The organism is Actinoplanes sp. KI2, assembly GCF_025630775.1.
In the GTDB taxonomy this organism is placed as follows: domain Bacteria; phylum Actinomycetota; class Actinomycetes; order Mycobacteriales; family Micromonosporaceae; genus Actinoplanes.
Genome location: NZ_JAOSZE010000016.1, coordinates 125,753 through 149,394 on the forward strand (window position 1 = coordinate 125,753; position 23,642 = coordinate 149,394).

Annotated in this window: 19 protein-coding genes; 5 read left to right on the plus strand and 14 right to left on the minus strand. The window is 71.3% G+C overall.

The genetic code is table 11. The features are described 5' to 3' along the window. Positions 1-182 precede the first annotated feature (182 nt). Entirely contained in the window at positions 183-1,607 is a 1,425-nt protein-coding gene (gene glnA / locus ODJ79_RS18635) for a type I glutamate--ammonia ligase (RefSeq protein ID WP_263024751.1), read from the plus strand. A gap of 698 nt (positions 1,608-2,305) precedes the next feature. On the opposite strand, the gene ODJ79_RS18640 is transcribed toward glnA, so the two are convergent. From ODJ79_RS18640 to ODJ79_RS18670, 7 genes are all read right to left on the minus strand, one after another. Continuing rightward, on the minus strand, positions 2,306-2,566 hold the full coding sequence (locus ODJ79_RS18640; protein WP_263024752.1) for a hypothetical protein: 261 nt from the start codon (positions 2,564-2,566) through the stop codon (positions 2,306-2,308). Further along, complete coding sequence (locus ODJ79_RS18645; protein WP_263024753.1) at positions 2,563-3,135, minus strand: hypothetical protein; 573 nt, start codon at positions 3,133-3,135, stop codon at positions 2,563-2,565. The genes ODJ79_RS18640 and ODJ79_RS18645 overlap by 4 nt, the downstream gene beginning before the upstream one ends. After that, positions 3,132-3,977, minus strand: a complete 846-nt coding sequence (locus tag ODJ79_RS18650; RefSeq protein ID WP_263024754.1) for a hypothetical protein — start codon at positions 3,975-3,977, stop codon at positions 3,132-3,134. The genes ODJ79_RS18645 and ODJ79_RS18650 overlap by 4 nt, the downstream gene beginning before the upstream one ends. A gap of 13 nt (positions 3,978-3,990) precedes the next feature. After that, a complete protein-coding gene (locus tag ODJ79_RS18655; protein WP_263024755.1) occupies positions 3,991-4,347 on the minus strand; it encodes a hypothetical protein in 357 nt (118 codons plus the stop codon). Beyond that, positions 4,347-5,003, minus strand: coding sequence for a hypothetical protein (locus ODJ79_RS18660; protein ID WP_263024756.1), 657 nt, complete (start codon positions 5,001-5,003; stop codon positions 4,347-4,349). The genes ODJ79_RS18655 and ODJ79_RS18660 overlap by 1 nt, the downstream gene beginning before the upstream one ends. 599 nt (positions 5,004-5,602) lie before the next feature. Continuing rightward, positions 5,603-7,771, minus strand: a complete 2,169-nt coding sequence (locus ODJ79_RS18665; RefSeq protein ID WP_263024757.1) for a tetratricopeptide repeat protein — start codon at positions 7,769-7,771, stop codon at positions 5,603-5,605. Between the two features lie 29 nt (positions 7,772-7,800). Continuing rightward, positions 7,801-8,235 (minus strand): hypothetical protein, encoded by a 435-nt coding sequence (locus ODJ79_RS18670; protein ID WP_263024758.1) that lies wholly within the window; start codon positions 8,233-8,235, stop codon positions 7,801-7,803. Between the two features lie 418 nt (positions 8,236-8,653). On the opposite strand from ODJ79_RS18670, the gene ODJ79_RS18675 reads away from it, so the two are divergent. After that, positions 8,654-8,947 (plus strand): DUF1330 domain-containing protein, encoded by a 294-nt coding sequence (locus ODJ79_RS18675; protein WP_263024759.1) that lies wholly within the window; start codon positions 8,654-8,656, stop codon positions 8,945-8,947. Positions 8,948-9,145: 198 nt separating this feature from the next. Here the strand turns inward: ODJ79_RS18675 and ODJ79_RS18680 are convergent, their stop codons facing one another. Next, positions 9,146-9,895, minus strand: a complete 750-nt coding sequence (locus ODJ79_RS18680) for a hypothetical protein (RefSeq protein ID WP_263024760.1) — start codon at positions 9,893-9,895, stop codon at positions 9,146-9,148. A gap of 145 nt (positions 9,896-10,040) precedes the next feature. Here ODJ79_RS18680 and ODJ79_RS18685 point away from each other — a divergent pair, with 145 nt between their 5' ends. After that, complete coding sequence (locus ODJ79_RS18685) at positions 10,041-13,145, plus strand: BTAD domain-containing putative transcriptional regulator (protein WP_263024761.1); 3,105 nt, start codon at positions 10,041-10,043, stop codon at positions 13,143-13,145. Here the strand turns inward: ODJ79_RS18685 and ODJ79_RS18690 are convergent. The 4 genes from ODJ79_RS18690 to mptB are packed head-to-tail and all read right to left on the minus strand — an operon-like array spanning position 13,071 to position 17,387. Beyond that, on the minus strand, positions 13,071-13,865 hold the full coding sequence (locus ODJ79_RS18690; RefSeq protein ID WP_263024762.1) for an ABC transporter permease: 795 nt from the start codon (positions 13,863-13,865) through the stop codon (positions 13,071-13,073). The genes ODJ79_RS18685 and ODJ79_RS18690 overlap by 75 nt on opposite strands. Next, positions 13,865-14,818: an ATP-binding cassette domain-containing protein gene (locus tag ODJ79_RS18695; RefSeq protein WP_263024763.1), complete on the minus strand. Its 954-nt coding sequence runs from the start codon at positions 14,816-14,818 to the stop codon at positions 13,865-13,867. The genes ODJ79_RS18690 and ODJ79_RS18695 overlap by 1 nt, the downstream gene beginning before the upstream one ends. Positions 14,819-14,830: 12 nt before the next feature. Next, positions 14,831-16,045 carry a glycosyltransferase 87 family protein gene (locus ODJ79_RS18700; RefSeq protein WP_411267344.1) on the minus strand — a complete coding sequence of 405 codons (1,215 nt, stop codon included), beginning with the start codon at positions 16,043-16,045 and terminating at the stop codon, positions 14,831-14,833. Next, positions 15,969-17,387: a polyprenol phosphomannose-dependent alpha 1,6 mannosyltransferase MptB gene (gene mptB / locus ODJ79_RS18705; protein WP_263024765.1), complete on the minus strand. Its 1,419-nt coding sequence runs from the start codon at positions 17,385-17,387 to the stop codon at positions 15,969-15,971. Before mptB ends, ODJ79_RS18700 begins: the two co-directional genes overlap by 77 nt. A gap of 139 nt (positions 17,388-17,526) precedes the next feature. Here mptB and ODJ79_RS18710 point away from each other — a divergent pair, with 139 nt between their 5' ends. Next, the gene (locus ODJ79_RS18710; protein ID WP_263024824.1) at positions 17,527-19,005 is read left to right on the plus strand and encodes a hypothetical protein; all 1,479 of its coding nucleotides are present in this window, start codon (positions 17,527-17,529) and stop codon (positions 19,003-19,005) included. Here ODJ79_RS18710 and ODJ79_RS18715 read toward each other — a convergent pair. Continuing rightward, entirely contained in the window at positions 18,995-19,453 is a 459-nt protein-coding gene (locus ODJ79_RS18715) for an Lrp/AsnC family transcriptional regulator (protein ID WP_263024766.1), read from the minus strand. The genes ODJ79_RS18710 and ODJ79_RS18715 overlap by 11 nt on opposite strands. Positions 19,454-19,531: 78 nt before the next feature. Between ODJ79_RS18715 and ODJ79_RS18720 the strand changes: the two genes are divergently transcribed. Continuing rightward, positions 19,532-20,587, plus strand: a complete 1,056-nt coding sequence (locus ODJ79_RS18720) for a Glu/Leu/Phe/Val dehydrogenase dimerization domain-containing protein (protein ID WP_263024767.1) — start codon at positions 19,532-19,534, stop codon at positions 20,585-20,587. 46 nt (positions 20,588-20,633) lie between these two features. Here the strand turns inward: ODJ79_RS18720 and ODJ79_RS18725 are convergent, their stop codons facing one another. After that, positions 20,634-23,642 carry a bifunctional [glutamine synthetase] adenylyltransferase/[glutamine synthetase]-adenylyl-L-tyrosine phosphorylase gene (locus ODJ79_RS18725; protein ID WP_263024768.1) on the minus strand — a complete coding sequence of 1,003 codons (3,009 nt, stop codon included), beginning with the start codon at positions 23,640-23,642 and terminating at the stop codon, positions 20,634-20,636.

A 23,642-nucleotide genomic window follows, 5' to 3' on the forward strand; every position in this document is an offset into this window, starting at 1 on the left:
GCACGCGGGCGGCCGTGGCCGCGATAGCCTCGCCTTGATCCCTGCCGTCCAACCCACTCCGTAACACGACGGAAACAATAGGGATACGCCGGGGCAACTCCGTACCCATAGCGTCGCGACCAGCCTAGCCACGCGGCGGACCCAACGCCGCCCCGGTATCGAGTCATGTGCCAGGAGGACGTGTGTTCGCCAATCCCGAGGAACTCCTGCGGTACCTCAAGGACGAGGACGTCAAGTTCGTCGACGTACGCTTCTGTGACCTGCCCGGTGTGATGCAGCACTTCAACACCCCGGTCGAGTCGTTCGACGACAGTGTGATCACCGACGGCCTCGCCTTCGACGGTTCTTCCATCCGAGGGTTCCAGGCCATCCACGAGTCCGACATGATGCTGCTGCCGGACGTCACCACCGCCTTCATCGACCCGTTCCGGCAGCAGAAGACGCTGGCGCTGAACTTCTTCATCCACGACCCGTTCACCCGCGAGGCCTACTCGCGTGACCCGCGGAACGTGGCGAAGAAGGCGGAGACCTACCTGGCCTCCAGCGGTATCGCCGACACCGCGTACTTCGGCGCCGAGGCGGAGTTCTACATCTTCGACTCGATCCGCCACTCCACCGCGGCGAACCAGGCGTTCTACTACATCGACTCGATCGAGGGCGCCTGGAACTCCGGCAAGGAGGAGGAGGGCGGCAACCGCGGCTACAAGACCGCGTACAAGGGTGGATACTTCCCGGTCTCCCCGCTGGACCACTACTCCGACCTGCGCGACGCGATGGTCCGCCGCCTGCTCGACGCCGGCTTCACCGTCGAGCGCTCGCACCACGAGGTCGGCACCGCCGGCCAGGCCGAGATCAACTACAAGTTCTCGACGCTTCTGCACGCCGGCGACCAGATGCAGCTGTTCAAGTACATCATCAAGAACACGGCGTGGGAGAACGGCAAGACCGCGACCTTCATGCCGAAGCCGCTCTTCGGTGACAACGGTTCCGGCATGCACACCCACCAGAGCCTTTGGCTGGGCGGCGAGCCGCTGTTCTACGACGAGACCGGCTACGCCGGCCTGTCCGACACGGCCCGCTGGTACATCGGCGGCCTCCTGCACCACGCGCCTTCGCTGCTGGCCTTCACCAACCCGACGGTGAACTCGTACCGCCGCCTGGTGCCCGGCTACGAGGCCCCGGTCAACCTGGTCTACTCGCAGCGCAACCGCTCCGCCTGCACCCGCATCCCGGTGACCGGCAGCAACCCGAAGGCAAAGCGCGTCGAGTTCCGCGTGCCCGACCCGTCGAGCAACCCGTACCTGTCCTTCGCCGCCCAGATGATGGCCGGCCTGGACGGCATCAAGAACAAGATCGAGCCCCCGGCCCCGATCGACAAGGACCTCTACGACCTGCCCCCGGAGGAGTGGGGCAGCGTCAAGCAGGTCCCCGGCTCCCTCGACGCCGTCCTCGAGTCCCTCGAGGGCGACCACGAGTTCCTGACCGCCGGCGGCGTCTTCACCGAAGACCTGATCTCCACCTGGATCGACTGGAAGCGAGCCAACGAAATCGACCCGGTCCGCCTCCGCCCGACCCCCCACGAGTTCGAGATGTACTACAACGTCTGAGGCCCCCTAAGGCACTGACCAGCGGAAACACCCGCCGGTCCGATCTTGGGCACAGCTCGGACACAACGTGAGAAGCGGCGGTCATGCTCGGCTCCCAGCCGACGTGGCCGCCGTTTCGCGTCGCCCGAGCGCCCCGTCGACCAGTGACCGGGTTCGGTCGAGCGCATCCGGCCACTCGTGCGCGTACTCGTTCAGCGACCTGTCCCAGGCCGGCTACGACGCCCAGGCCGAGCTGGTCCGCCGTCACCGTCGGAGTCGAATGGCCAAGAGCGAGTTGCACCGTCTTGACGCTGGCCCCGGCGTGGATCAGCAGGGTCGGGTAGTAGTGCCGGCAGCTCGACCGCGTCGTCAAGGCCGTGAGCCGGCTGGCTGCGGTAGGCCCCACCGTTAAGGCCCCCGCCCTCTTACCCCTCGACGGCTCGGCGGCCCTTGGTCGTCCGCCCGCGGACGCCGGCCGACGGACGTCGGCATGGCCGCCCGCCTTGCAGGGGGCGGCCGTGACGCCCTGGCCGACGGAGTGAGCGGCCCGTTTTGGGGCCGCCTTGAATGCGTACAGAAAACTTTGAGCGGTCGCGCCGTTTTAGATCCGGCAGCGCGACAAAGCGCGACACAGCGACACAGCGCGACAAGCCCGTGTCCCGTCACGGCTTATGCTTGACACTCACGTCCCACCATGCTGGCTTGGGCTCACGTTCCGGCTAAGGGGCTTGGCTACGGCGGAGGTAGGCCACCTTTCCGCTTAGCTCGAAGTTGACGATCTCCCAGCCGCGGGTCTCGAGCCACTCCACTGCGGTGAAGACGGCGTCGACTTTGGCCGCGTAGGCGGTGCCGCCGAACGGTGTGGTGATTGATGGGTGTATCGAAATGTAGATGTAGCGGAACGGGTAGCCGTCGAGGTTGACCCGGCCGCTGAGGATGTCGTCGGCGACGAACCAGCGTGGCGGTCGGGGCGCGGTCATCGGGCGACCAGGTCGTCGAGGACGTCGTTGGTGATCTCGGAGGCGGCCTGGTGCAGCGGCGTGGTGTCGGGCTTGCCGGTGGGTGGTTTCAGGCGAACGGTCGCGACGGCGTTGCCGGAGATCGTGCGGACGACGACCGCGTCGGGCTCCTCGGCGATGAAGCCCTGGTCGCCGACGTCCAGCGGGGTGCTCTGGCCGGTGCTGAGGGTCTGCCACTGGGCGTCGGCGGCTTCCTGGCTGGCCCAGATGGAGACGCGGGCGTCGACGGCGTTGCCGTGCCCGTCACTGGAACCCCAATGGCAGTCGGCCTGAGTCACCACCGCGCTGGTCGAGTACTCGTCAGTGGGGGCACCTGGACCTGCCACGCCGAGGTCTTTCGCCGCGGCGCTGGTCAGCTTTGGGCACTGGGAGGCGAACCCTTTCCAGTGGCCGCCTGGTGACGGGAGTGGTCGCTGGGACGCCGAGGACGAGGCGTTCGGAATGCCGCTGTCGATCGGTGAGGTGTCCACGTTCGTGCAGCCGGCGAGAACGAACGCCGGCACGGCCAGGACAGGCCAGGCTCGTCTCATCCGTTGACCGCCTGCGGCCATCTGCCCTGGGGTAGGCCGGTGTGGTCGCCGTACTCGGCGGCGAGCTGGGTGATTTGCTGCAGTACATCGGCGAGCCGGTTGGCCAGGTTGGTCAAGTACTGCGACATCTGCGTGGTGACCGTGCCGAAGAACTCCGACAGGTGCAGGGCGCCGCCCTGCACGGCCGGGAGGTCACCGGCGGCGGCCTCGCCGACGTCCGTGACGATCGCGACCAGCGTTCCGGTCAGTTCGGCGACCCGGTCGGCCAGCTCGACGATGTACGCGGTGTTGGCCTTAGCGACGTCGGAGAGCCAGAGGCTGGTGGCCTTGACCTTGCCAACGACGGCGTCAACCGCGTCGGTCTGGTCCTGCACCCGTGTCTTGTACGTCTCGTGGGCCGGGCCGCGCCAGTTGTCGATAGCCCCGGACGGTGACAGGTCGGGACTGATGTCGGACAGCGGCGTGTCGACCTTGGTGGCCCAGGCGAGCCCGACGTCGAACAGCGACAGCACGGGGACCGATCCGTTGACCGCCTTCTCCAGCGTCTGCAGGATGCCGTCGATCTGCTGCCGCGCCTGCTCGATCAGCTCGCGGATGCGGGCGATGCCGTCCCTGATGTCGTCGGTCCACCACTCGGTGAGCTGTCCCCACCAGCTGTCGTTCTCGAGGGCCTGCTGCACGCGGGCGAAGAATCCGTTGATCGCGTTGATCAGGTTGTTCCACTCGCGGCGCACGCTCTCGATGCCGCTTTCCAGTACCGACACCCCGGTTTGGAAGGCACCCATGATTGCGGGGGCGAACGGCTGGTTGGTGCCGGTCTGTCCCGGGCTTGGCTGCGTCACCGTGACACCCCGCTCACTCGGTCGCGATCTTGTCGAAGTTCTGGGCCGAGTTCGCGTCCGCGTGCTCGTACCACTCAGCGTTCTTGCTCAGCGCCGCGCCCATCGCATCGAACTGACCGACGGCCTGCGTGAACAGGCTGTTGAGCCACTCGTACATCTTGTCGTAGCCGTCCTTGAGGTCAAGGGCGGTAACCGCGCCGGTCAGCGCGTCGGTGACGGCGAACGCGGTCACCTGTAAGCCTTGCCCCTGGGCGGTCGCCGAGACCCCCGCCATCCGGTCGGCCAGGCCGTGCCATTTCTTCGCCTCAGCCCGCAAACCGTCGGCCGCGACCTGCACAGCCTCCTCGGAGAACCAGTTGTAGTCGCCCATCAGCCCTCCCAGCCATTCGCGAACGGCCGGCGGGCGGCCAGCAGCGCGTCACGTGCATCAGCTGCCAACTCGTCACCATCCTCCGGCCGCAACGCGTATTCATTCACCCGCGCACCAACGACCGAGAGCCCTCGAAGCAGGACGTAGAACATCCCGCGAGGGCCGGCCACCTCGCGCGGCTCACCGCTATCGCGTTCCCGCGCCAACCGCTCGGCGCTGCTCAGCACGGACGCCGCCCGACTCACTTTGCGCAACAACTCGTCGGGAAAGTCAGGGGCATCGTAGTCGGGAAGCTCCCGCGGCGGGTCCCCAGTGAACAAGGACTGATAACCCGGTGCCGGCACCACGTACGGGATGCGGTGCCGGTCCAGCAGCATGCGCGCCAGCCCGGCCTTGTCACGAGCAAAGCGCAGCGACTCCAGAACGGCCGCCGCGACACCATGCGAACCGACCGCATCCCACCAACCTGCGACAATCTGCACCTGACGGAGGCTGCCGCCCAGGTCGACCACCGCATACACGGTCCCGGACTGGTCAACCCCATCGATGGCGTCCGGAACCGGAGAATGCCCACCCGGACGTGCACGAGAGACAAGATCTTCGAGGTTCGTCAGGAAGCCACGAGCGTCCCGCTCCTGCAGCTGGTTGACTACCATTCCCCGTTGCGTTCCTCTCCCTCGCCTACCCGGATGCTATGCCCCAGCCACAACCGGGTTGGCTTCGCTCAGTAAACATGCCCGTCTCGCCCGAAAGCGAACACGTACTGTGACCCCATGGTCAAGTCGGAGACACGCGGATGCGCTGGTGCTGGCCGACATGGGTATCCCAGAGGCGTTCGATGCGATCAGCGAACGGCTGCGCGACCCGCGGACGGCACGAAGTCGCGGAAGGTCAGCCGGTCCGCATTTGGCCTGCTCACCGGCGTTAACGCGGACATCGGAGCGGACACGTGGAACCGCCTGCGCGACCGCGTGCAGGCCGCCCTACTCACCGCCGATGACGAACAACGGACTGAGGTCCTGGAGCCGCTGCTCGAGATGTTTGTGTAGTTGCCACGACCGGCGAAATCCAGGCGCCGGACATCAGCCACCTGAACCGCCGCCACTCCGCCGGGTGCTGATGGAGTTGACCATGGCGGAGCAGCGGTAGCGGGCTGTGTTGAGTGTCCAGACCGCTGGCGGTGAGCCAAGATGCCGAAGCGCGCACTGCGACACGCTCCGTTGTTCTCGACAAGCTTGGCGGTTATGGGTACACGTCATGGTGCCTGGCGGATCGCCTCTGCCCGCTGCTGCAACGGCTCCGCCTCGGCCGCCCGGCCCAAATCGCGCAAGGTGGCCGCCAGGTTGCCCAGCCGGACGGCGACGTCCGGGTGGTCTGGGCCGAGCGCGTGCTCGCTGATCGCCAGCGCCCGCCGCTGCAACGGCTCCGCCTCGGCCGCCCGGCCCAAATCGCGCAAGGTGACCGCCAGGTTGTTCAGCCCGATGGCGACGGTCGGGTGGTACGGGTCGAGTGCCTGCTCGCTGATCGCCAGCGCCCGCCGCTGCAATGGCTCTGCCTCGGCCGCCCGGCCCAGCTGGCGCAAGTTGACCGCCAGGTTGCTCAGCTCGGTGGCGACGTACGGGTGGTCCGGGCCGAGCGTCTGCTCGCTGATCGCCAGCGCCCGCCGCTGCAACGGCTCCGCCTCGCCCGGCCGGCCCAGCTGGCGCAAGGTGATCGCCAGGTTGTTCAGCCGGGTGGCGACGGTCGGGTGGTCCGGGCCGAGCGTCTGCTCGCTGATCGCCAGCGCCCGCCGCTGCAACGGCTCCGCCTCGCCCGCCCGGCCTAGATCGGCCAGGGTGAGCGCCAAGTTGTCCAGCCGGGCGGCGACGTACGGGTGGTCCGGGCCGAGTGCCTGCTCGCTGATCGCCAGCGCCCGCCGCTGCAACGGCTCCGCCTCGCCCGCCCGGCCCAGTGCGCGCAAGGTGACCGCCAGGTTGTGCAGTCGCGTGGCGACGTCCGAGTGGTTCGGGCCGAGTGCCTGCTCGCTGATCGCCAGCGCCCGGGTCTCGGCCTGCACAGCCGCTTGATAGCGGCCCTGCTCCCAGTCGAAATACGCGTTCGCGGCGATCAAGGAGGCCAGGTCGTTGCCACCAGTCGCATCGTCACAGCACCCGGCCAAGGCGCTGATGTGCGGGCTCAATACCGCCCACCGCGGCCACGTCGCGAACTCGACCTCGGGGCGGGCAGTGTTGAGGGCGTCCAATGCGGTCCGCAGTGTCGTGGTCCATGCGCCGCTGCCCGCCGTATCCGAGACACCTGCTGTGTCGGCGGCGGTGGTTTGGAGTTGGGCGCGGATGACGGCCTGGACCAGCCGGTGCACGGTCACGGTGGCGTCGGTGAGGGTGAGCATGTTGTAGGAGGCGAGCAAGCCCAGGGCCTGATCGAGGTCGGCTGCCGACCCCGCGAGCGGGCTGAGCACCTCCCGGGGCAGATCATCGGGAGCCAGGCAGGACAGCACGTTCAACACCGTCACCGCGGTCCGATTGTGCGCGGCGACCTCGGTCAGGGTCACCGACCACACCCGGGCGACCGCGCGTTCGGCGTCCGTGTCGGCCGCGACCGCCCGCAGCATGCCGGCCGGGTCCTGACGCAACTGCAGCAGATAGCCGGCCATCGCGGTGCGGGTCTGCCGCAGGTACGCGCCGGCCTGCTGCAGGGCCAGCGGCAGACAGCCCAATTCCCCGGCCAGTACCGCCGCTGACGCGGGATCGTCCTGCCCGGACAGCCGCCGCAGCAGCGCCACCGCCGCGTCCGGGCGCAGCACCTCCAGCCGCAGACAACCGTCGGTGATGTCCTCCCAGCCCACATCCCGCCGGGTCGTGATCAGCACATGCCCACCGGTCAGATCCGCCAGCAACGGTTCCACGTCGTCGCGGTGCTCGACGTTGTCCAACACCAGCAGCCAGCCCGGATGCGACTGCAGCCACCCCACCGCCCAGACCGCCGCCTGCTCGTCGGTCGCCGCCACCTGCGCATCCGGATGCAACCGGAACGCCAGCTCCGCCAACCCGGACTCGATCGCCGCCGGCGTGTCGGCCAGCACCCACCAGACCACCGTGAACTGACCGCGCCGGGCGTGCGCGAACTGCAACGCCAACTCGCTCTTACCCACCCCGCCCAACCCGTGCACCGCCTGCGCGACCACCCCGGCACCAGCCGCGACCAGCCGACCCACCTGCGCCAACTGCTCGTCGCGGCCGACGAACGTACGCGCCGGGGGCTTCGGCAACCCGACCAACCCGGCCACCGGTACCGGCACCTGCGACGGCGGGCCCAGCGGCACCGGCGGCCCGGTGAACTGCACCGCCCGCGCCCGGTCCCCGGTCTGAACAATCCCCGAGCTACTGCCCCACGCCGCCGACCGCGCCCCAGCAGCGGTCGCCACCGGCCCGGATGCGACCGGGTCAGGCGCGCTCACCGCGGATCGGGCGGGTTCGGCAGCTGGGCGGCCTGACCGTGATCGCCGGTCTGCACGATGCCGTAATTGGTGTGTACCCCGACCGCCCGTTGACCAGACACCACGATCGACACACCCGCCTGCCGCAGCATCGCCTCGACATCGGCCGCCAACTGCGGATCGGCTTGCAACGCCCGCCGTAGCTCCGTCTTCAACACCGTCACCCGCTCACCATCGGCCGGTGCCTGCACCAACTCATCGACCGCCTGCTGCACCGCCGGCGCCGACTCCCGCCGCCGCAGCACCCGCCGCAACACGCTGCCACCCAACCGCACGGTCGCATCAGCCGACGACTCGGTCGCCTTCGACAACACCGACGACCCGTACGCCGTCACCGCCGCCACCACCGACGGCACCGCCGCAGCCGCCACTGCCACCACATCGATCACCACAACCACCTCACCCGGCCGACGCCGCTCCGATCTGTAGCACGGCCGCCCACAACCGTCACCGGCAACAGCCACCATCCGACAACACCAGAACCTGACGGACAGCCATACCGCCGGTGCGGCCGGCGTGGACCATGCCGACGTGGCTGCGTTGCCCGGCGACGGCCAGGGAACCCCAGACCCACTTGGGACACCCGCAATGCCAATGCTCGACCGCAGGTAGCATCGTCCCGTGTTCGCCTCGCGCAAGCCGAGCCTCAGAGCACGTATGGCGTTCTTCTTCATCTGGACGGGGCTAGCCGGCCTCTTTTTGCTCGTTGCCTTGTTCACCCAGTCGAGGCGAGATCACCGGCGGTCAGTCGAGGCATCTGACGAGACCAACCGGTGAGTCGGCGGCACTCATCCCAACACTGGAGGTTCCATGCCCAAGGGCTACTGGGTCAGCGTCTACCGCACCATTTCAGACCCCGAAAAGCTGGCTGCTTACAACAAGCTGGCCGGTCCGGCCGTCAGGGCCGAGGGCGGCCGGACCCTCGTCCGCGGCGGTCGGGTCGTGGCGCATGACGCCGGAATCGCCGAGCGCACCGTGCTGGTCGAGTTCGACAGCTTCGAGCAGGCCGTGGCGGCGCACGAGAGTGCTGCCTACCGCGAGGCGCTGGTCGCCCTCTCCGACGGCGTCGAGCGCGACTTCCGCATTGTCGAAGGCATTGACTGACCGATTCCTAGTCGGATCTTCACTGAAGCCTAGAACCCGGCAACCGGTCCGTCGACATCCTCGCCCCCGCGGAACGGCATCGGACGCCTCCCTCTGGGCCTTGCAGGGGGTCACGCTGCTCGCAGTCGCCGTCTTCGGCCGGCCGATCCGACACCGCGAACCGAGCCCGCCGGAGCTGGCCGACCACCGTACGAGCGCCTAGAGATCCTGGTCAGGCGCCGATGGCGGTTCGGAGATCTCGGACAGGAGCCGATCGTATTCGCTTCGGGTGCCGATGGCCGAACGGTGCTCGGGGTGGGTGGTGTAGTACCGGATGGCCAGCGCCGCCAGCTCCTGATCGATGCTGTTGGTGAAGAGCTGACGCCGGCTCGTGACCAGCCCACGCCGGCGGACGAGCTCCGGCCGGGCGCAGCGAACGCGCAGGGTGGCATGCTCGTTCGGGTGCCCGGGGATCGGAACCACGGGTAGCGCTTCCCACGGCATGATCATCGTGCCTGCCCATTCCCGATCCCGCAGGCCGTCGGGACGCAGCTCGATGCCCAGACCGCGCCATATGCCGACGTACGGCGGGACCGTCACGAGTATCGAGAACAACGCGCGGAGCCAGTCGATGACCGTATCGGTCGTCCCGAGATCCCGGAGCACCACGCCGGTATTGCCCGCCGCCAGGACCAGGAGCGCCAGGGTGGCGAGGACGGTGACCGGACTGGCCGGCGCGCTGAACGCGGGTACCTGCGGTCGGACCTGGAACACCCAGGGCCGCGGAATCATCGCCGCGACGGTCGCCAGCACCAGGAGACACAGGACCAGCGTGATCAAGGTGGGGAACGCGCGCTGGGCCAGATCGGGCAGCCAGAGGTTGGCCGTCACGTACCCGACGGCCAGGGCCAGGCCAACCGCCAGGATGACCCGCCGATTGCGGCCGACGGCCGAGAAAAACCTGGTCACAGTCGGCACAGTACGGGTGTGCAGTTCCCCGGCAACAGAAATCCCGATCACGTCAAGCGTCAGGTGGGCGGCTCACCGCCGGTGAACAGAAGCCCGCGCGCACCGCAAACACCGCGGATTGAGTACGCCGGGCAGAATCGTAGCCGTGGACATCGCGGTGCTCGGGCCGGTCGAGCTGCGCGACGGGGGCGGTCGTGCCGTGCCGGTCGCGGGCGCCCGCCTGCGTACCCTCCTGCTTCTGCTCGCCCTCGACGCCAACCGCACCGTGTCCGCCGAGCGTCTGATCGACGGCGTCTGGGGTGACGAGCCGCCGCAGGCGGCCGGGAACGCGCTGCAGGCCCTCGTCTCGCGCCTGCGCCGCGCCGCCCCGGAGCTGACCGTCGAGTCCTCGGCGAACGGTTACCGCCTGGCCATCGAACCGGACCGGGTGGACGCCGTCCGTTTTATTCGGGAGGCCCAGAGTGACCCTCAGGGCGCCCTCGGCCTCTGGCGCGGTGATCTCGAGTTCCCCGCGGCGGCCCGCGCCGACGCGGTCCGGCTGGAGGAGCTGCGGCTGGCCACGCTGCGCCGGCACCTCTCGACGCAGCTCGGCGACCGCGACGTCGTTCCCGAGCTGGAAGGCCTGGTCGCCGCGCACCCGCTGGACGAGCAGCTGACCGGCCTGCTCATGCGGGCCCTCGGTTCGCAGGGCAACCCCGGCCGCGCCTTGGAGATCTTCGAGGATCTGCGCCGCCGCCTCGCCGACGAGCTGGGTGTCGACCCGAGCGCCGAGCTCGCCGCGATCCACCTCGATCTGCTGCGCGCGCCCCTGCAGCGAGGCAACCTCCCGGCCGAGATGAGCAGCTTCGTCGGCCGCGACTCCGACGTCCGCCAGGTGCGCGCCCTGATCGACGACCATCGGCTGGTCACCTTGATCGGGCCGGGCGGCAGCGGCAAGACCCGGCTCTCTGTTGAGGTGGGCAACCGGTCGCCGGGCGAGGTCTGGCGGGTCGAGCTCGCCCCGGTCAGCGACCCGGCCGAGGTCCCGCAGGCGATCCTGAGCGCGCTCCGGCTGCGCGGCCAGGCCCTGATCGGCCGGAAGGCGACCATGGCCGACTCGGTGCCGCCGCTCATCCGGCTCAGCGAGGCGCTGGCCGGCCGGGAGATGCTGCTCATTCTCGACAACTGCGAGCACCTGATCTCCGCGGCCGCCGAGGTGGCCGACGTGCTGTTGCGGGCCGCGCCGCGGTTGCGCCTGCTGACCACGAGCCGGGAGCCGCTGGGCATTCCGGGCGAGCGGCTGTTCGCGGTCGAGCCGCTGGCTCTCCCGCCGGTGGGTGCGGACGCTGCCACCGCTTCCGGCTTTCCCGCCGTACGTCTGCTGCTCGATCGCGCCGCGACATTTGCCCTCACCGCGCGGAACGTCGAGGCCGTGGTGCGGATCTGCCGGGCGCTGGACGGCATGCCCCTGGCGATCGAGCTGGCCGCCGCCCGGCTGCGCACGCTGCCGGCCGAGGTGCTGGCCGATCGCCTCGCCGATCGGTTCCGGCTGCTCACCGGCGGCAGCCGGGCCGCGCTCCCCCGGCATCAGACGCTGCGCGCGGTGGTCGACTGGAGCTGGGACCTGCTCGACGACGACGAGCGGCGGCTGTGGCGGCGGTTCGCGGTCTTCCACGGCGGCGCCGACGTGCCGGCCGTGGAGCAGGTCTGCGCGGCCGACCTCGACCTGCTCGGCACCCTGGTCGACAAGTCGCTGCTGGTGCTCGGCCCGGACGGCCGCTACCGGATGCTGGAGACGATCCGGGAGTACGGCTTGGAGCGGCTGGCCGAGTCCGGCGAGGCCGAGTCGCACCGGCTGACCCTGGCGCGTTACCTGCTGTCGCTGGCCGGCGAGGCGGAACCCCGGCTGCGCACCGCCGAGCAGCTGGTCTGGCTGCGCCGGCTGACCGACGAGCACGACAACCTGCAGGCCTCGCTGCGGGCCGCGATGGAGGCCGGCGACAAGGCCACCGCCGCCGCGTTCGTGGCCCGGATCGGCTGGTACTGGTGGCTGCGCGGGCACCGGATGGAGGGCGCCGCCGTGGCCGCCGAGGTCGCCGCGATGCCGGGCGAGGCGGACGCCGAGGACCTGGCGCTCACCCACGCCTTCGCGGCGATCAACGGGCTCGAGGGCGGGCTGCCGATCACGGCGGTGCAGGAGCACTTCCTCGAGGCCGAGGCGCACGGCGCCGGGCCGCACGCCAAGCATCCGGCGCTGCGGCTGTTGCGCCCGCTGGCGGCCATCTTCGACAACCCCGACCTCGACTCCGGCTTCCGGGCGGTCCTGCCGCTGTTCGAGGACGACGACGCGTGGCTGCGCGCGACGGCCAGGATGATCGTGGCGCACCTGCGGCTGAACTTCGGGCACAGCGGCGAGCCCGCGGCCGCCGACATGCGGGCGGCGCTGGCCGGGTTCCGCGAGATCGGCGAGCGTTGGGGGATGGGGTTCTCGCTGAGCGCGCTCGGCGACATGGCCGCGGCCGACGGGGACTTCGCGCAGGCGGTGCGCTGGCAGCGGGAGGCGGCGGCGCTGATCCGCGAGGTCGGCATCCGGGAGGACCTGCCGCAGCTCGAGGCGAAGATGGCGCACCAGCTGTGGCTGGCCGGCGAGCCCGCCGAGGCGCGCCGGGTGCTCAAGCACGCCCAGCAGACGGCCGTCGAGATCGGCCTGCCCGAGGTGCTGGCCTCGGTGCACTACGGCTACGCCACGCTGGCCCGGATGGCCGGCGACCTGGACGAGGCTCGCGAGATGATCGGCCGGTCGGTCGCGATGATGTCGAACCCGTCGTTCGCCCCGCAGTTCAGCGCGACGACCCGCAGCACGCAGGGCCTGATCGAGGCGGCGGCCGGCGATCTGCCGCTGGCCCGGCGGTGCCACGAGGAGGCGATGCGGATCGCGATCGGCTCGCGGGACGCGCCGGTGGTGGCGATATGCCTGGTCGGGATGGCCGACCTGGTGTGGCGCGAGGGCGATCCGGAGCGCGCGGCCTACCTGCTGGGCGCCGCGGACGCGATCCGCGGCTCGGCGGACCGCACGGTGCATGACGCCGCCGACGTGGAGCGCGAGGCCCGCGCCGCACTGGGCGACGCGGGCTTCGAGGCGGCACACCGCCGGGCTGCCGGGCTGACCGTGGCCACCGCGGCCGAGGCGGTCGGGCTAGACGCGGCGGCGGAAGGCCCAGACCGAGAGCGGGGCGAAGACCACGAGCAGGATGGCGGCCCAGATCAGTGACTGGGTGACCGGCGTGGCGACCGGGCCGCCGCCGAGCAGCCCGCGGACCGCGTCGGCGAGGATCGACACCGGGTTGACCTTGACCCAGGCCTGCAGCCAGCCCGGCATGGTCTCGGTCGGCGCGAACGCGTTGCTCGCGAAGGTCAGCGGGAACAGCAGCACGAACCCGAAGATCTGCACCTTCTCCGGCTCGTTGACCAGCATCGCGACCAGCACCGACATCCAGGACGCGGCAAAGGCGAAAACCAGCAGCAGACCGTACGTGATGAGCACCTCGGCCGGGCCGGTGGCGATCCGGAAGCCCAGGATCGTGCCCACGACCAGCAGCAGCGTGATCGCCCACGCCTGCTTGACCACGTCGGCCACGATCCGGCCGGCCAGCGGCGACCAGCGGGAGATCGGCAGCGACCGCAGCCGGTCGAACACGCCCTTGCTGATGTCCGTGTTCAGGCCCACGCCGGTGTTCAGGGTGGCGAACAGCATGTTCTGCACGATGATGCCGGGCAGGCCGAACGCCAGGTACTCGGACGTCGACCCGGAGATGGCGCCGCCGAACACGTACGTGAAAAGCACCAGGAACATGATCGGCTGGACGCTGAAGTCGAGCAGCTCGAACGGGTTGTGCTTGATGGACACGAGCGTGCGCCAGGCCAGCGTCAGCGTGTTGCGCACGGCGACGACCGGGCTGACCCGCGGCTGAACAACGTCGACGGTGGTCATCATGCGATGCTCTCTTCCATGGCGCCGGCGGTGTGGCCGGTCAGGGTCAGGAACACCTCGTCGAGGCTCGGGCTGCGCAGCGCCAGCTCGGCGACCAGCAGGCCTTTCTCGTCGAGCCGGCGCACCAGGCTGGTCAGCGCGGCCGGATCGGTGACCGGGGCGCTGATGACCGGGCCACGCAGGTCGACCGCCCCCGAGGCGATCCCGCCCACGATGGCGGCGATCGCGTCCCGGTCGTCCTCCGAGGCCGGCCGCACGGTGACGGTCTGCGCGCCGGTGCGGGCCTTGAGCTGGTCCGAGGTGCCGGTGGCGATCACCTGGCCCTGGTCGATCACCACGATCTCGTCGGCGAGCTGGTCGGCCTCGTCCAGGTACTGGGTGGTCAGCAGCACGGTGACACCCTCGCCGACCAGGTCCCGGATGATGTCCCACATGTCGTTGCGGCTGCGCGGGTCGAGGCCGGTGGTCGGCTCGTCCAGGTAGAGCAGCCGCGGCCGGCCGACCAGCCCGGCCGCCAGGTCGAGGCGGCGCCGCATGCCGCCGGAGTATTTGCCGGCCGCCCGGTCGGCGGCGTCGTCGAGGCGGAACTGGGTGAGCAGTGCCCGCGCCCGGGCTCGGGCCTCTTTCCGCGGTATGCCGAGCAGCCGCCCGATCAGCACCAGGTTCTCCACCCCGGTCAGCGTCTCGTCGACCGAGGCGTACTGGCCGGTCATGCCGATCAGGCTGCGCACCTGGTGTGCCTGCTTCACCACGTCGTACCCGCCGACCGTGGCGTGCCCGGCGTCCGGCCGGATCAGCGTGGCCAGCACCCGCACCGCGGTGGTCTTGCCGGCCCCGTTCGGCCCGAGCAGGCCGAGGACGGTCCCCTCCGGTACGGCAAGATCGACGCCGCCGAGGGCGGTCGTTTCGCCGAAGCGCTTGACCAGCCCCTCGGCGACGATCGCGTTCGTCATGAGCAACTCCCGTCATGGTTCGTTGACGGAACTCACCCTCCCCGGTGCCGCTGACAGGCCGCTGACATCGCCACCGGTGTCCGTATCAGGCCGCGTCAGCGGGCGCGGGGCGCCCATCGGCGTCCAGGCCAGCAGGGCGAGGCTGAAGTAGACGTAAAGGTTCCCGCCGAGCACATACAGCGGCGGACGCGGTGCCTTCTCCCACAGCCAGGCCAGGTGGGAGGTCATCAGCACGAAGGCCGCGCCGGCCAGATACAGCGGCCGGCGGTCCCGCCCGGAGAGTCCGGCGTCCACGCAGCGGACCAGCGCCGGGATCAGCCAGACGCAGTGGTGGATCCAGGTGACCGGACTGACCAGGCACCCGACCACCCCGGTCAGCGCGAGCCCGCCCAGCACGTCGGCGGGCTCCTTGCGTACGCGATAGACCCAGAACGCCAGGGTGACCAGCACGCAGGCGAGCCAGACCTTGGATTCCACCCGGTCGATCGGGAGCCGGGCGAGGAAGCCGCGCTCGGACTGGTTCGACAGGAACGAGAGCACCCCGACGCGGTTGGTGTCCCACAGCGCCGACGTCCAGAACTCCCGGGACTCGTCCGGGAAGACCGCGCCGCCGACCAGCGTCGCCGCGGCCGCCGTGCCCGTCGCGACGGCGGACGCCCGCCACCGCTTGGTGACCAGTAGATAGAGGATGAAGACACCGGGGGTGAGCTTGACCGCGGTGGCCAGGCCGATCCCGACGCCGGCCCAGCGCCGCCCGCGCGCCACGCCGAGCAGCATGTCCCCGGCGACCAGGGTGAGCAGCAGCGTGTTCACCTGGCCGAAGGTGATCGTCTCGCGGACCGGCTCGAAGATGACCGCGAGGCAGCAGGCGATGCCGAACGCGTACCAGACCGGCCACCCCATCCGCTTGATCAGCGGCCCGGCGAACCACCAGGTCAGCAGCGCGGTGGTCAGCAGCGTGGCGATCACCGCGATCACCACGACGGCACCGAACGGCAGCACCGCCATCGGCGCCATGACCAGGCCGGCGAAGGGCGGATAGGTGAAGCCGTAGGGGGTGCCCGGCCGCAGCCAGTCGTAGACCATCCCGCCGTCGCCGTGGAACCAGTACTGGATGGCGCCGTAGTAGACCTTCGAGTCGAAGTACCCGTTACGGGTCTCGGCGAAGTAGTCGATCGCCAGCGCGAGACTCGCCAGCAGCGACAGGATGAACACTTTTCGCTTCATGTAGTGCTTTCCGGGCTTTGACACCGAAATAGACGAGTAGGGCGGTCATGGCGATGGCGCCGGGCACCTTCGTGGCCAACGCCAGGTTGTATCCGTCGGGCATGCACAGCGCCGCCGCCACGGCGCACGGCAGGACGAGCCAGCGCGTTTCCCGCCGCACGGTCACGGCCAGCGGCGCCAGGGCCCAGACCGCGTACCAAGGGTGGAACACCGGCGCGAGCACCACCGTCGCGGCGAGCCCGAGAGCCGCGTACCGCAGCGGGTCGGCGAAGCGGGCCCGCCACCAGAGCCAGATCAGCACTCCGGCCAGCAGCACCATACCGATCACCCGGGTCACCGGCACGGCGTTCACGCCGAAGAACCCGAGCACCATCCCGACCGCGGTCGACGGCGAGGTCCATTGCACCGAGACGCCGCTGCCGGACAGCCCGGTGATCCACCCCAGTCCCCGGCCGGCGGCCAGGGACACCGCCAGCAGGGCGCCGACCAACCCGCCGAGCAGCGCGAGAACGTTGGCACGCCGACGCGGGGACACGGCGACGATCAGCACGACGAAGGGCACGACCACCACGGCCGTCGCCTTCACCCCCACCGCCAGCCCGAGCAGCGCACCCGCCGCCGTCACCATCGGCAGGGAGCGCCGGGTGACCGCCAGCGCGAGCCCCGCCATCAGCAGGCCCACCATCACCGCGTCGTTGTGCGCTCCCGACACCAGATGGATCGGCACGAGCGGGCAGGCCAGCACCAGCCACACCGCCCGCTCCGCCGGCACGCCCGCGCGCCGGGCCAAACCCGGCAGGCAGACCGCGATCAGGCCCACCCCGAGCAGCGCGATCACCCGCAGCACCGCGATGGTGCCGCCCAGCGAGTGGCCCAGCTTCGCCGCCAGGGCCGCCAGCAGCAGAAACACCGGGCCGTAGGGCGCCGGGGCGGTGCGCCAGGTGGGTGCGACGGCGTCGGCCCAGGGACACCCCAGAACATTCACCCCGCCCGCGTACGGGTCGAGCCCGGCCGCCTGCTGCCAGCCCTGGCACGCGTACGAGTACATGTCGTAGCTCGCCAGCGGGAGAAACGGCAGCAGCGGCGCCACCCACAGCCCGGCCGTCACATAGGCCCACCGCGTCGAGGGCACGTACTTGCGCCCGGCCCACCACGCGCCGATCAGCAGCGCCGTCCCGAACAGCCAGGCCAGCGGCAGCACCACCCCGTTCTCGCCGCGGAAGACGGTGAGCGGGGTGATCGTCGGTTGCCACGGGCGGCTCGCGCCGCCGAGCCAGGCGGCGACCGCGAGGAGCAGACTGCCTGCCAGGCCCGCGTATCGGACCAGGGCGGGGCGGGACATGGCGAGCACCCTACCGTGACAGGCTGCGACCGCCGGTCCGCCCGGTAGGGTCGGGCGCGTGTTGGCGCGGTACCGGCTCGAGTGGGGCACGGCCCTCACGGCGGCCGTACTCGGCGCCGTGTACCTGCTGCTGCCCGCGATGGGATCGGACCTGTCCGCCCAGGTGGCCCGGGCCGAGTTCTTCGCCCACCACGGCTATACACCGATCGACCTGCGGTGGTACGGGGGCGTCGACCAGTTCGGCTACAGCCTGCTGTCCCAGCCGGTGATGGCGCTGCTCGGCGTACGCGTCACCGGGGTGGTTGCTCTGGTGGTCGCCACCACCCTGCTCGCCGTGCTGTTCCGGCGCACCTCAGCGCCGCACCCGTGGCTCGGCGCGGTGGCCGGGGTGGCCTGTGTGGCGGGAAATCTGGTGAGCGGGCGGGTCACGTACGGCCTGGGTGTCGCCTTCGGTCTGGCCGCCCTGGCCCTGCTGACCTCGCCGCGGTGGCGCTGGCTCGCGATCGTGCCGGCCCTGGCCGCGGGCGCCACCAGCCCGGTCGCCGGCCTGTTCCTCGGGCTGGCCGGCGCGGCGCTGCTGCTCGGCGGCCGGACGGTCGACGGCCTGCTGGTGGCGGTGCCGGCCGCGGTGCCGCTGGCGCTGACCGCGCTGCTGTTCGGCGACGGCGGCTGGATGAACATCAGCCACACCGACACGCTGAAGGCGGTGCTGGCGAGCCTGCTGGTGGCCGTGCTGGTGCCGCATCGGGCGGTGCGGATCGGGGCCCTGCTCTCCGCGCTCGGGGTGCTCGGGGCGGCGCTGGTGCACACGCCGGTCGGGTTGAACGCGACGCGGCTGTCGGTGATGTTCACGCTGCCGCTGCTGGCCGCCTACGCCGCGGTGCCGCGGCGGCAGGCGACGCCGCTCGGCGTGCACGAGCAGGGTGGTCCGCTCGAGCTGCCGCTCTGGGCGGTGCCGATCCTGCTGGTCGCGGCCTGCTGGTGGCAGCCGCCGGTGGTCGTCGGGGATCTGCGGGACATCGGCAACCCGACCGCGTCCCGGTCGTATTTCCGGCCCCTGCTCGATCGGCTGGCCCAGGAGACGCTGACCGGCCGGGTGGAGATTCCGCCGACCCGGGACTACTGGGAGTCGGCGCACATGGCGGACGTGCCGCTGGCGCGGGGCTGGCTGCGCCAAGCCGATATCGACCGTAATCCGCTATTTTTCACCGACATTCCCGGTACGTCGGGCACGGGGGTCGCGCTCACCGCCGAGAGTTACCGCACCTGGCTCGCCACCCTCGCGGTCCAGTTCGTCGCCGTCCCGGACGCCGAGCTCACCTGGTCCGGCCGCCCCGAGGCCGACCTGGTCAACGCCGGCCTTCCGTATCTGTCGGAGATATGGCGTGGCGACCATTGGACCCTCTACCGTGTCGCCGACGCCGAGCCGATCGTCGCGAACCTGGTGTCCCAGGACGCCACCTCGGTGACCTTCATCGCCGACGCGCCCGGGGGCATCGTCGTCCGGGTCCGTTACTACCGCTGGCTGAAGGCCTCCGGCGGCGCCGTCGTCGCCGGCAGCGGCCCGTGGACGCTGGTCCGGGTCCCCGAGGCGGGCCGCTACACGCTCACGAGCTGAGCGGTTCGATCACCGGCTTCCGGACGTGCTGGTAGATCACCGAGCTGCGGAAGCCCACGATCTCCCGCCGCGCGCTGAAGCGGTCCATCAGAAACGAGTGCAGCGCGTCCACGCTCGGCACCGCCACCTGCACCAGGAAGTCGTCGCCGCCGGCCACCACGAAGACGGCGAGCACCTCGGGCAGCCCGGTCACGTACGTCTTGAAGCCCTCGATCACGTCCCGGCTCATCGGCCGGACCTGGACGTGGAGGAAGGCCTGCACGTTCCGGTTGAGCGCGGCGAGGTCGATCTCGGCGTGGTAGCCGGTGAGCACGCCGCGCTCGCGCAGCAGCCGCACCCGCTCGAGGCAGGTCGACGGCGCGATCCCGACCGCGCGAGCCAGGTCCCGGTTGGTCTGCCGGGCGTCGCGCTGCAGTTCCCGCACGATCGCCGAATCAATGTCGTCCACGACCGCTCTTCTCCACTCCGCACCGAACTTCGTTCGGCGAAACCGCCGATCGGCACGTCCGGCGCCTACCTTGCAGTCATGTTCCCGCATGAACGCGTGGTGGTTCGCCGCGGCCCCGAATCCGGTCTCCCGATCATCGTCGCCGTCCACTCGACAAGCCGCGGCCCGGCCATCGGCGGCTGTCGCCTGAAGTCGTACCCGGACTGGCGTGCCGGCCTGTCCGACGCCCTGCGCCTGTCGGCGGCGATGACCGACAAGTGCGCGCTGGCCGGCCTGCCGCACGGCGGCGGCAAGACGGTCGTCGTGCTGCCCCCGGACGGCGCCTGGTCGCGACCGGCCGCGCAGCCCCTGCACGGCGACGCGTCCCGGGCGGCCGCGCAGCCTCCTGATGGCGACGCGTCCCGGGCGGCCGCGCTGCACGACGTGGGCACGACCATCGCCGAGCTGGCCGGCGCCTATGCCACCGGGCCCGACGTCGGCACCGGCCCCGACGACATGGCGGTCATCGGTGAGCGGACCGAACACGTCTTCTGCCGCCCCGACCGCAGCGGCGACTCCTCCCCCGCGACCGCGGCCGGCACGGTGGCCGCGCTGCGAGCCCTCTGCGAGCACCGCTTCGGCTCGCCCGACCTGTCCCGCCGATCCTTCGCCATCCTGGGCCTCGGTCGCGTGGGCGGCGCGATCGCGGGCCTGCTTCGCGATTCCCGCCTGGTCGTCAGCGATCTCGACGAGTCCCGCCGGGTGCCCGGCGCGGCCTGGACGAGTCCCGAAGAATGCCTGCGAGCCGACGTGGACGTGCTCGTGCCGGCCGCGCTCGGCGGCGTGCTCACCGCGGCGACGGTACCCACCCTGCGCTGCGCGGCCATCGCCGGCCCGGCCAACAACCAGCTCGACCGCGACGACACCGCCGCCCTGCTGTACGACCGCGGCATCGTCTTCGCGCCCGACGCGGTGGTCAGCGCCGGCGGCATCATCTACGCCACCGGCATCGAGCTGCGCGGCCGCACCCCGGCCGAGGCGAGGGCCGACGTGGAGGCGATCGGCGACACCCTCGGCCGGCTCCTGCGCGCCGCCGCCGCGCAGGGCCTTCCGCCGGCCGAGGTCGCCCGCCGGATGGCCGCGACCGCAGCTTAGGCTGCGCTCCCGCGTTCGCCGGCCTCCTGGCGGCCTGCGGGCGGCGCTAGGAGTCCAGGACGCGTTCCATGGCGGCCCGGGAGCGCCGGGTCAGCCGTAGATAGCGGTCGACGAACTCGCCCGGGTCGCCGCCGCCGAGCAGCTGGACCGTGCCGGCCAGCTCGACGCCGTGCCGGGGCAGCTGGTCGGTCGGGCGGCCGCGGACCAGGGTCAGCGCGTTACGGACCCGGGCCGCGAGGGTCCAGCCGGCCTCCATCGCGGCCGCGTCCACCTTGCCGACCAGGCCGGCCGCGACCGCGGCGGTCAGCGCCTCCAGGGTCTGCGTCTTGCGCAGGTCCGGCAGCGCGTACGCATGCCGCAGTTGCAGCAGCTGCACCGCCCACTCGACATCGGCGAGCCCGCCCCGCCCCAGCTTGGTGTGCGTGTTCGGGTCGGCGCCGCGGGGCAGCCGCTCGGTCTCCACCCGGGCCTTGATCCGGCGGATCTCGATGACCTGCTCGCGGGTGAGCCCGCCGGACGGGTACCGCATCGTGTCCGCGAGCCGCTCGAACTCCCGGCCGAGCGACTCGTCCCCGCACACGAACCGGGCCCGCAGCAGCGCCTGCGCCTCCCACACCTTCGACCAGCGGGCGTAGTACTGCTGGTAGGCACCGAGGCTGCGGACCAGCGGGCCCTGCCGACCCTCCGGTCGCAGGTCGGCGTCGATGCCGAGCGGCGGGTCGGGGGCGGGCGCGGTGAGCAACCGGCGCAGCTCCTCGGCGATCGCATGGGCGGCCGCGCTGGCCTCGCTCTCCGGCGTGCCGGCCGGCGGATCGTACGCGAAAAGCACGTCGGCGTCGGAGGGGTAGCTCATCTCGTACCCGCCGAGCCGGCCCATCCCGATGATCGCGAAGCGCAGGCCGGGCGGGCCGGGCTTCGCGTTCCGGGCCGCCCGGAGCACCGCGTTGAGGGTCGCGTCGGTGACATCGGACAGAGCCATGCCGAGCGTCTTCACGTCGATCGGCTGCGCCGGCGCCAGGTCACCCGCCTGGCTCAGGATGTCGGCGCAGGCCAGCCGGAACAACTCCCGCCGGCGCAGCGCGCGCACCGCGGCGGTGGCCTTCTCGGCGTCGCCGGCGTGCCGCTCGGCCGCGGCCGCGAAACCCTCGACCAGCGCCATACGGTCGCGGGGCAGCAGCTCGGCGTCGTCGGCGAGCAGGCGCAGGGCCTCCGGGTCCCGGGTGAGCAGGTCGGTCGCGTACCGGGAAAGGCTGAGCACCCGGGCCAGCCGGCGGGCGACCGGGCCGCCGTCCCGCAGCAGCCGCAGGTACCAGGGCGTGCTGCCCAGCTTGTCGGAGACGTCGCGGTAGTTGAGCAGGCCGCGGTCCGGCTCGGCCGCGTCGGCGAACTCCTGCAGCAGCATCGGCAGCAGCGTCCGCTGGATCGCGGCGGTCCGGGTGACACCGCCGGTCAGCGCGGTGAGGTGACGCAGCGCGGCGGCCGGGTCGGCGAAACCGAGGATCTCCAGTCGCTTGCGGGCCGACTCCGGTGTCATCCGCAGCTCCTCGGCCGGCACCCGGGCCACCGACTCCAGCAGCGGCCGGTAGAGGAGCTTGACGTGCAGGCGGCGGACCTGTGCGGCGTGGCCCACCCAGTCGGAGCGGAACGCCCCGACCGCGTCCCGCCCGGGCATCGCCGTGTACCCCAGCGACGCCGCGAGCCACTTCAGAGCGTGCGGATCGTCCGGCACGGTATGCGTACGCCGAAGGTTTTGCAGTTGCAGCCGGTGTTCCACCCCGCGCAGGAAGCGGTAGCCCCGCAGCAGCGCCTCGCCGTCCTCCCGGCCCACGTAGCCGCCGGCCACGAGCGCACGCAGCGCCGGGAGCGTGCCGCCCGAGCGCAACGTCTCGTCCACCCGGCCGTGCACCAACTGCAGCAGCTGTACGGCGAACTCGATGTCCCGCAGGCCGCCCGGCCCTCGCTTGATCTCCCGGGCCAGCTCGTTGGCCGGCACGTTCTCGATGATCCGGCGGCGCATGTCGCGGACGTCGGCGACCGCCTCGGGCCGCTCGGCCGCGTGCCAGACCAGCGGCGCCAGGTCGTCGATCCACTCCCGGGCCAGCGCGAGGTCGCCGGCCGCCGGGCGCGCCTTGAGCAGCGCCTGGAACTCCCACGTGCGCGCCCAGCGGCGGTAGTAGGCCTGGTGGCTGGCGAGCGTGCGGACCAGCGGCCCGCGACTGCCCTCCGGCCGCAGCGCCGCGTCGACCTGCCAGGCGACCTGCCCGCAGATCTCGATCAGCCGGGCCGCGACCGTGGTCGCCGCGCTCAGGTCCTCGTCCCCGGCGGCCACGAAGATCACGTCCACGTCGGACACGTAGTTGAGCTCGTTCCCGCCGCACTTGCCCATCGCCACCACGGCCAGGCGCGGTTCGGTCACGCTTTCCGGGAGGCCGGCCACGGCGATCTCGTACGCCGCGCCGAGCGTCTCGTCGGCGAGCCGGGACAGCGCCGCCATGGTCGGCTCGAGGCCGCGGCCGCCGGTGAGATCGGCCGCCGCGATGCGCAGCAGCGATATCCGGTACGCCCGGCGCAGCCCCGGCACGGTGAGGTCGCCCTCGACCTCCAGGTGGCCCTCGGCGCTGGGCGGCAGCCCGCTCGGGCCGGTGGCCAGCGTCTGCCACTCGTCCGGGTTCGCCACCAGGTGATCGCCGAGCGCCGAGGAGGCGCCCAGCACCGCGACCAGTCGCCGGCGCAGCCCGTGGTCGCGGAACATGGCCTCGAACAGCGCGTCGGTCGCGTCGTTCGGGGTGATCTCGCCGCTCGGGCCGGCCACCCGGCGGCCGTTGCCGCGGTCGGCGGCCCGGCCGACCGCCTCGACCAGCCGGTGCAGCTGACGCAGCGCGAGGGTCGGGTCGGCCGCTCTGGACAGCGAGTGGATCAGCTCGGCGGCGTCGGTGCCGGCCGGGCCCTGCGACTCGGGGTCCCACAGCCGCAGCCCGGTCGGGCCCAGCAGGCCGGCCGCGGACGCGCCCGCATCGGCGAAGCCGTACCGGGCGAGACGGCTGGGCCGGGTCAC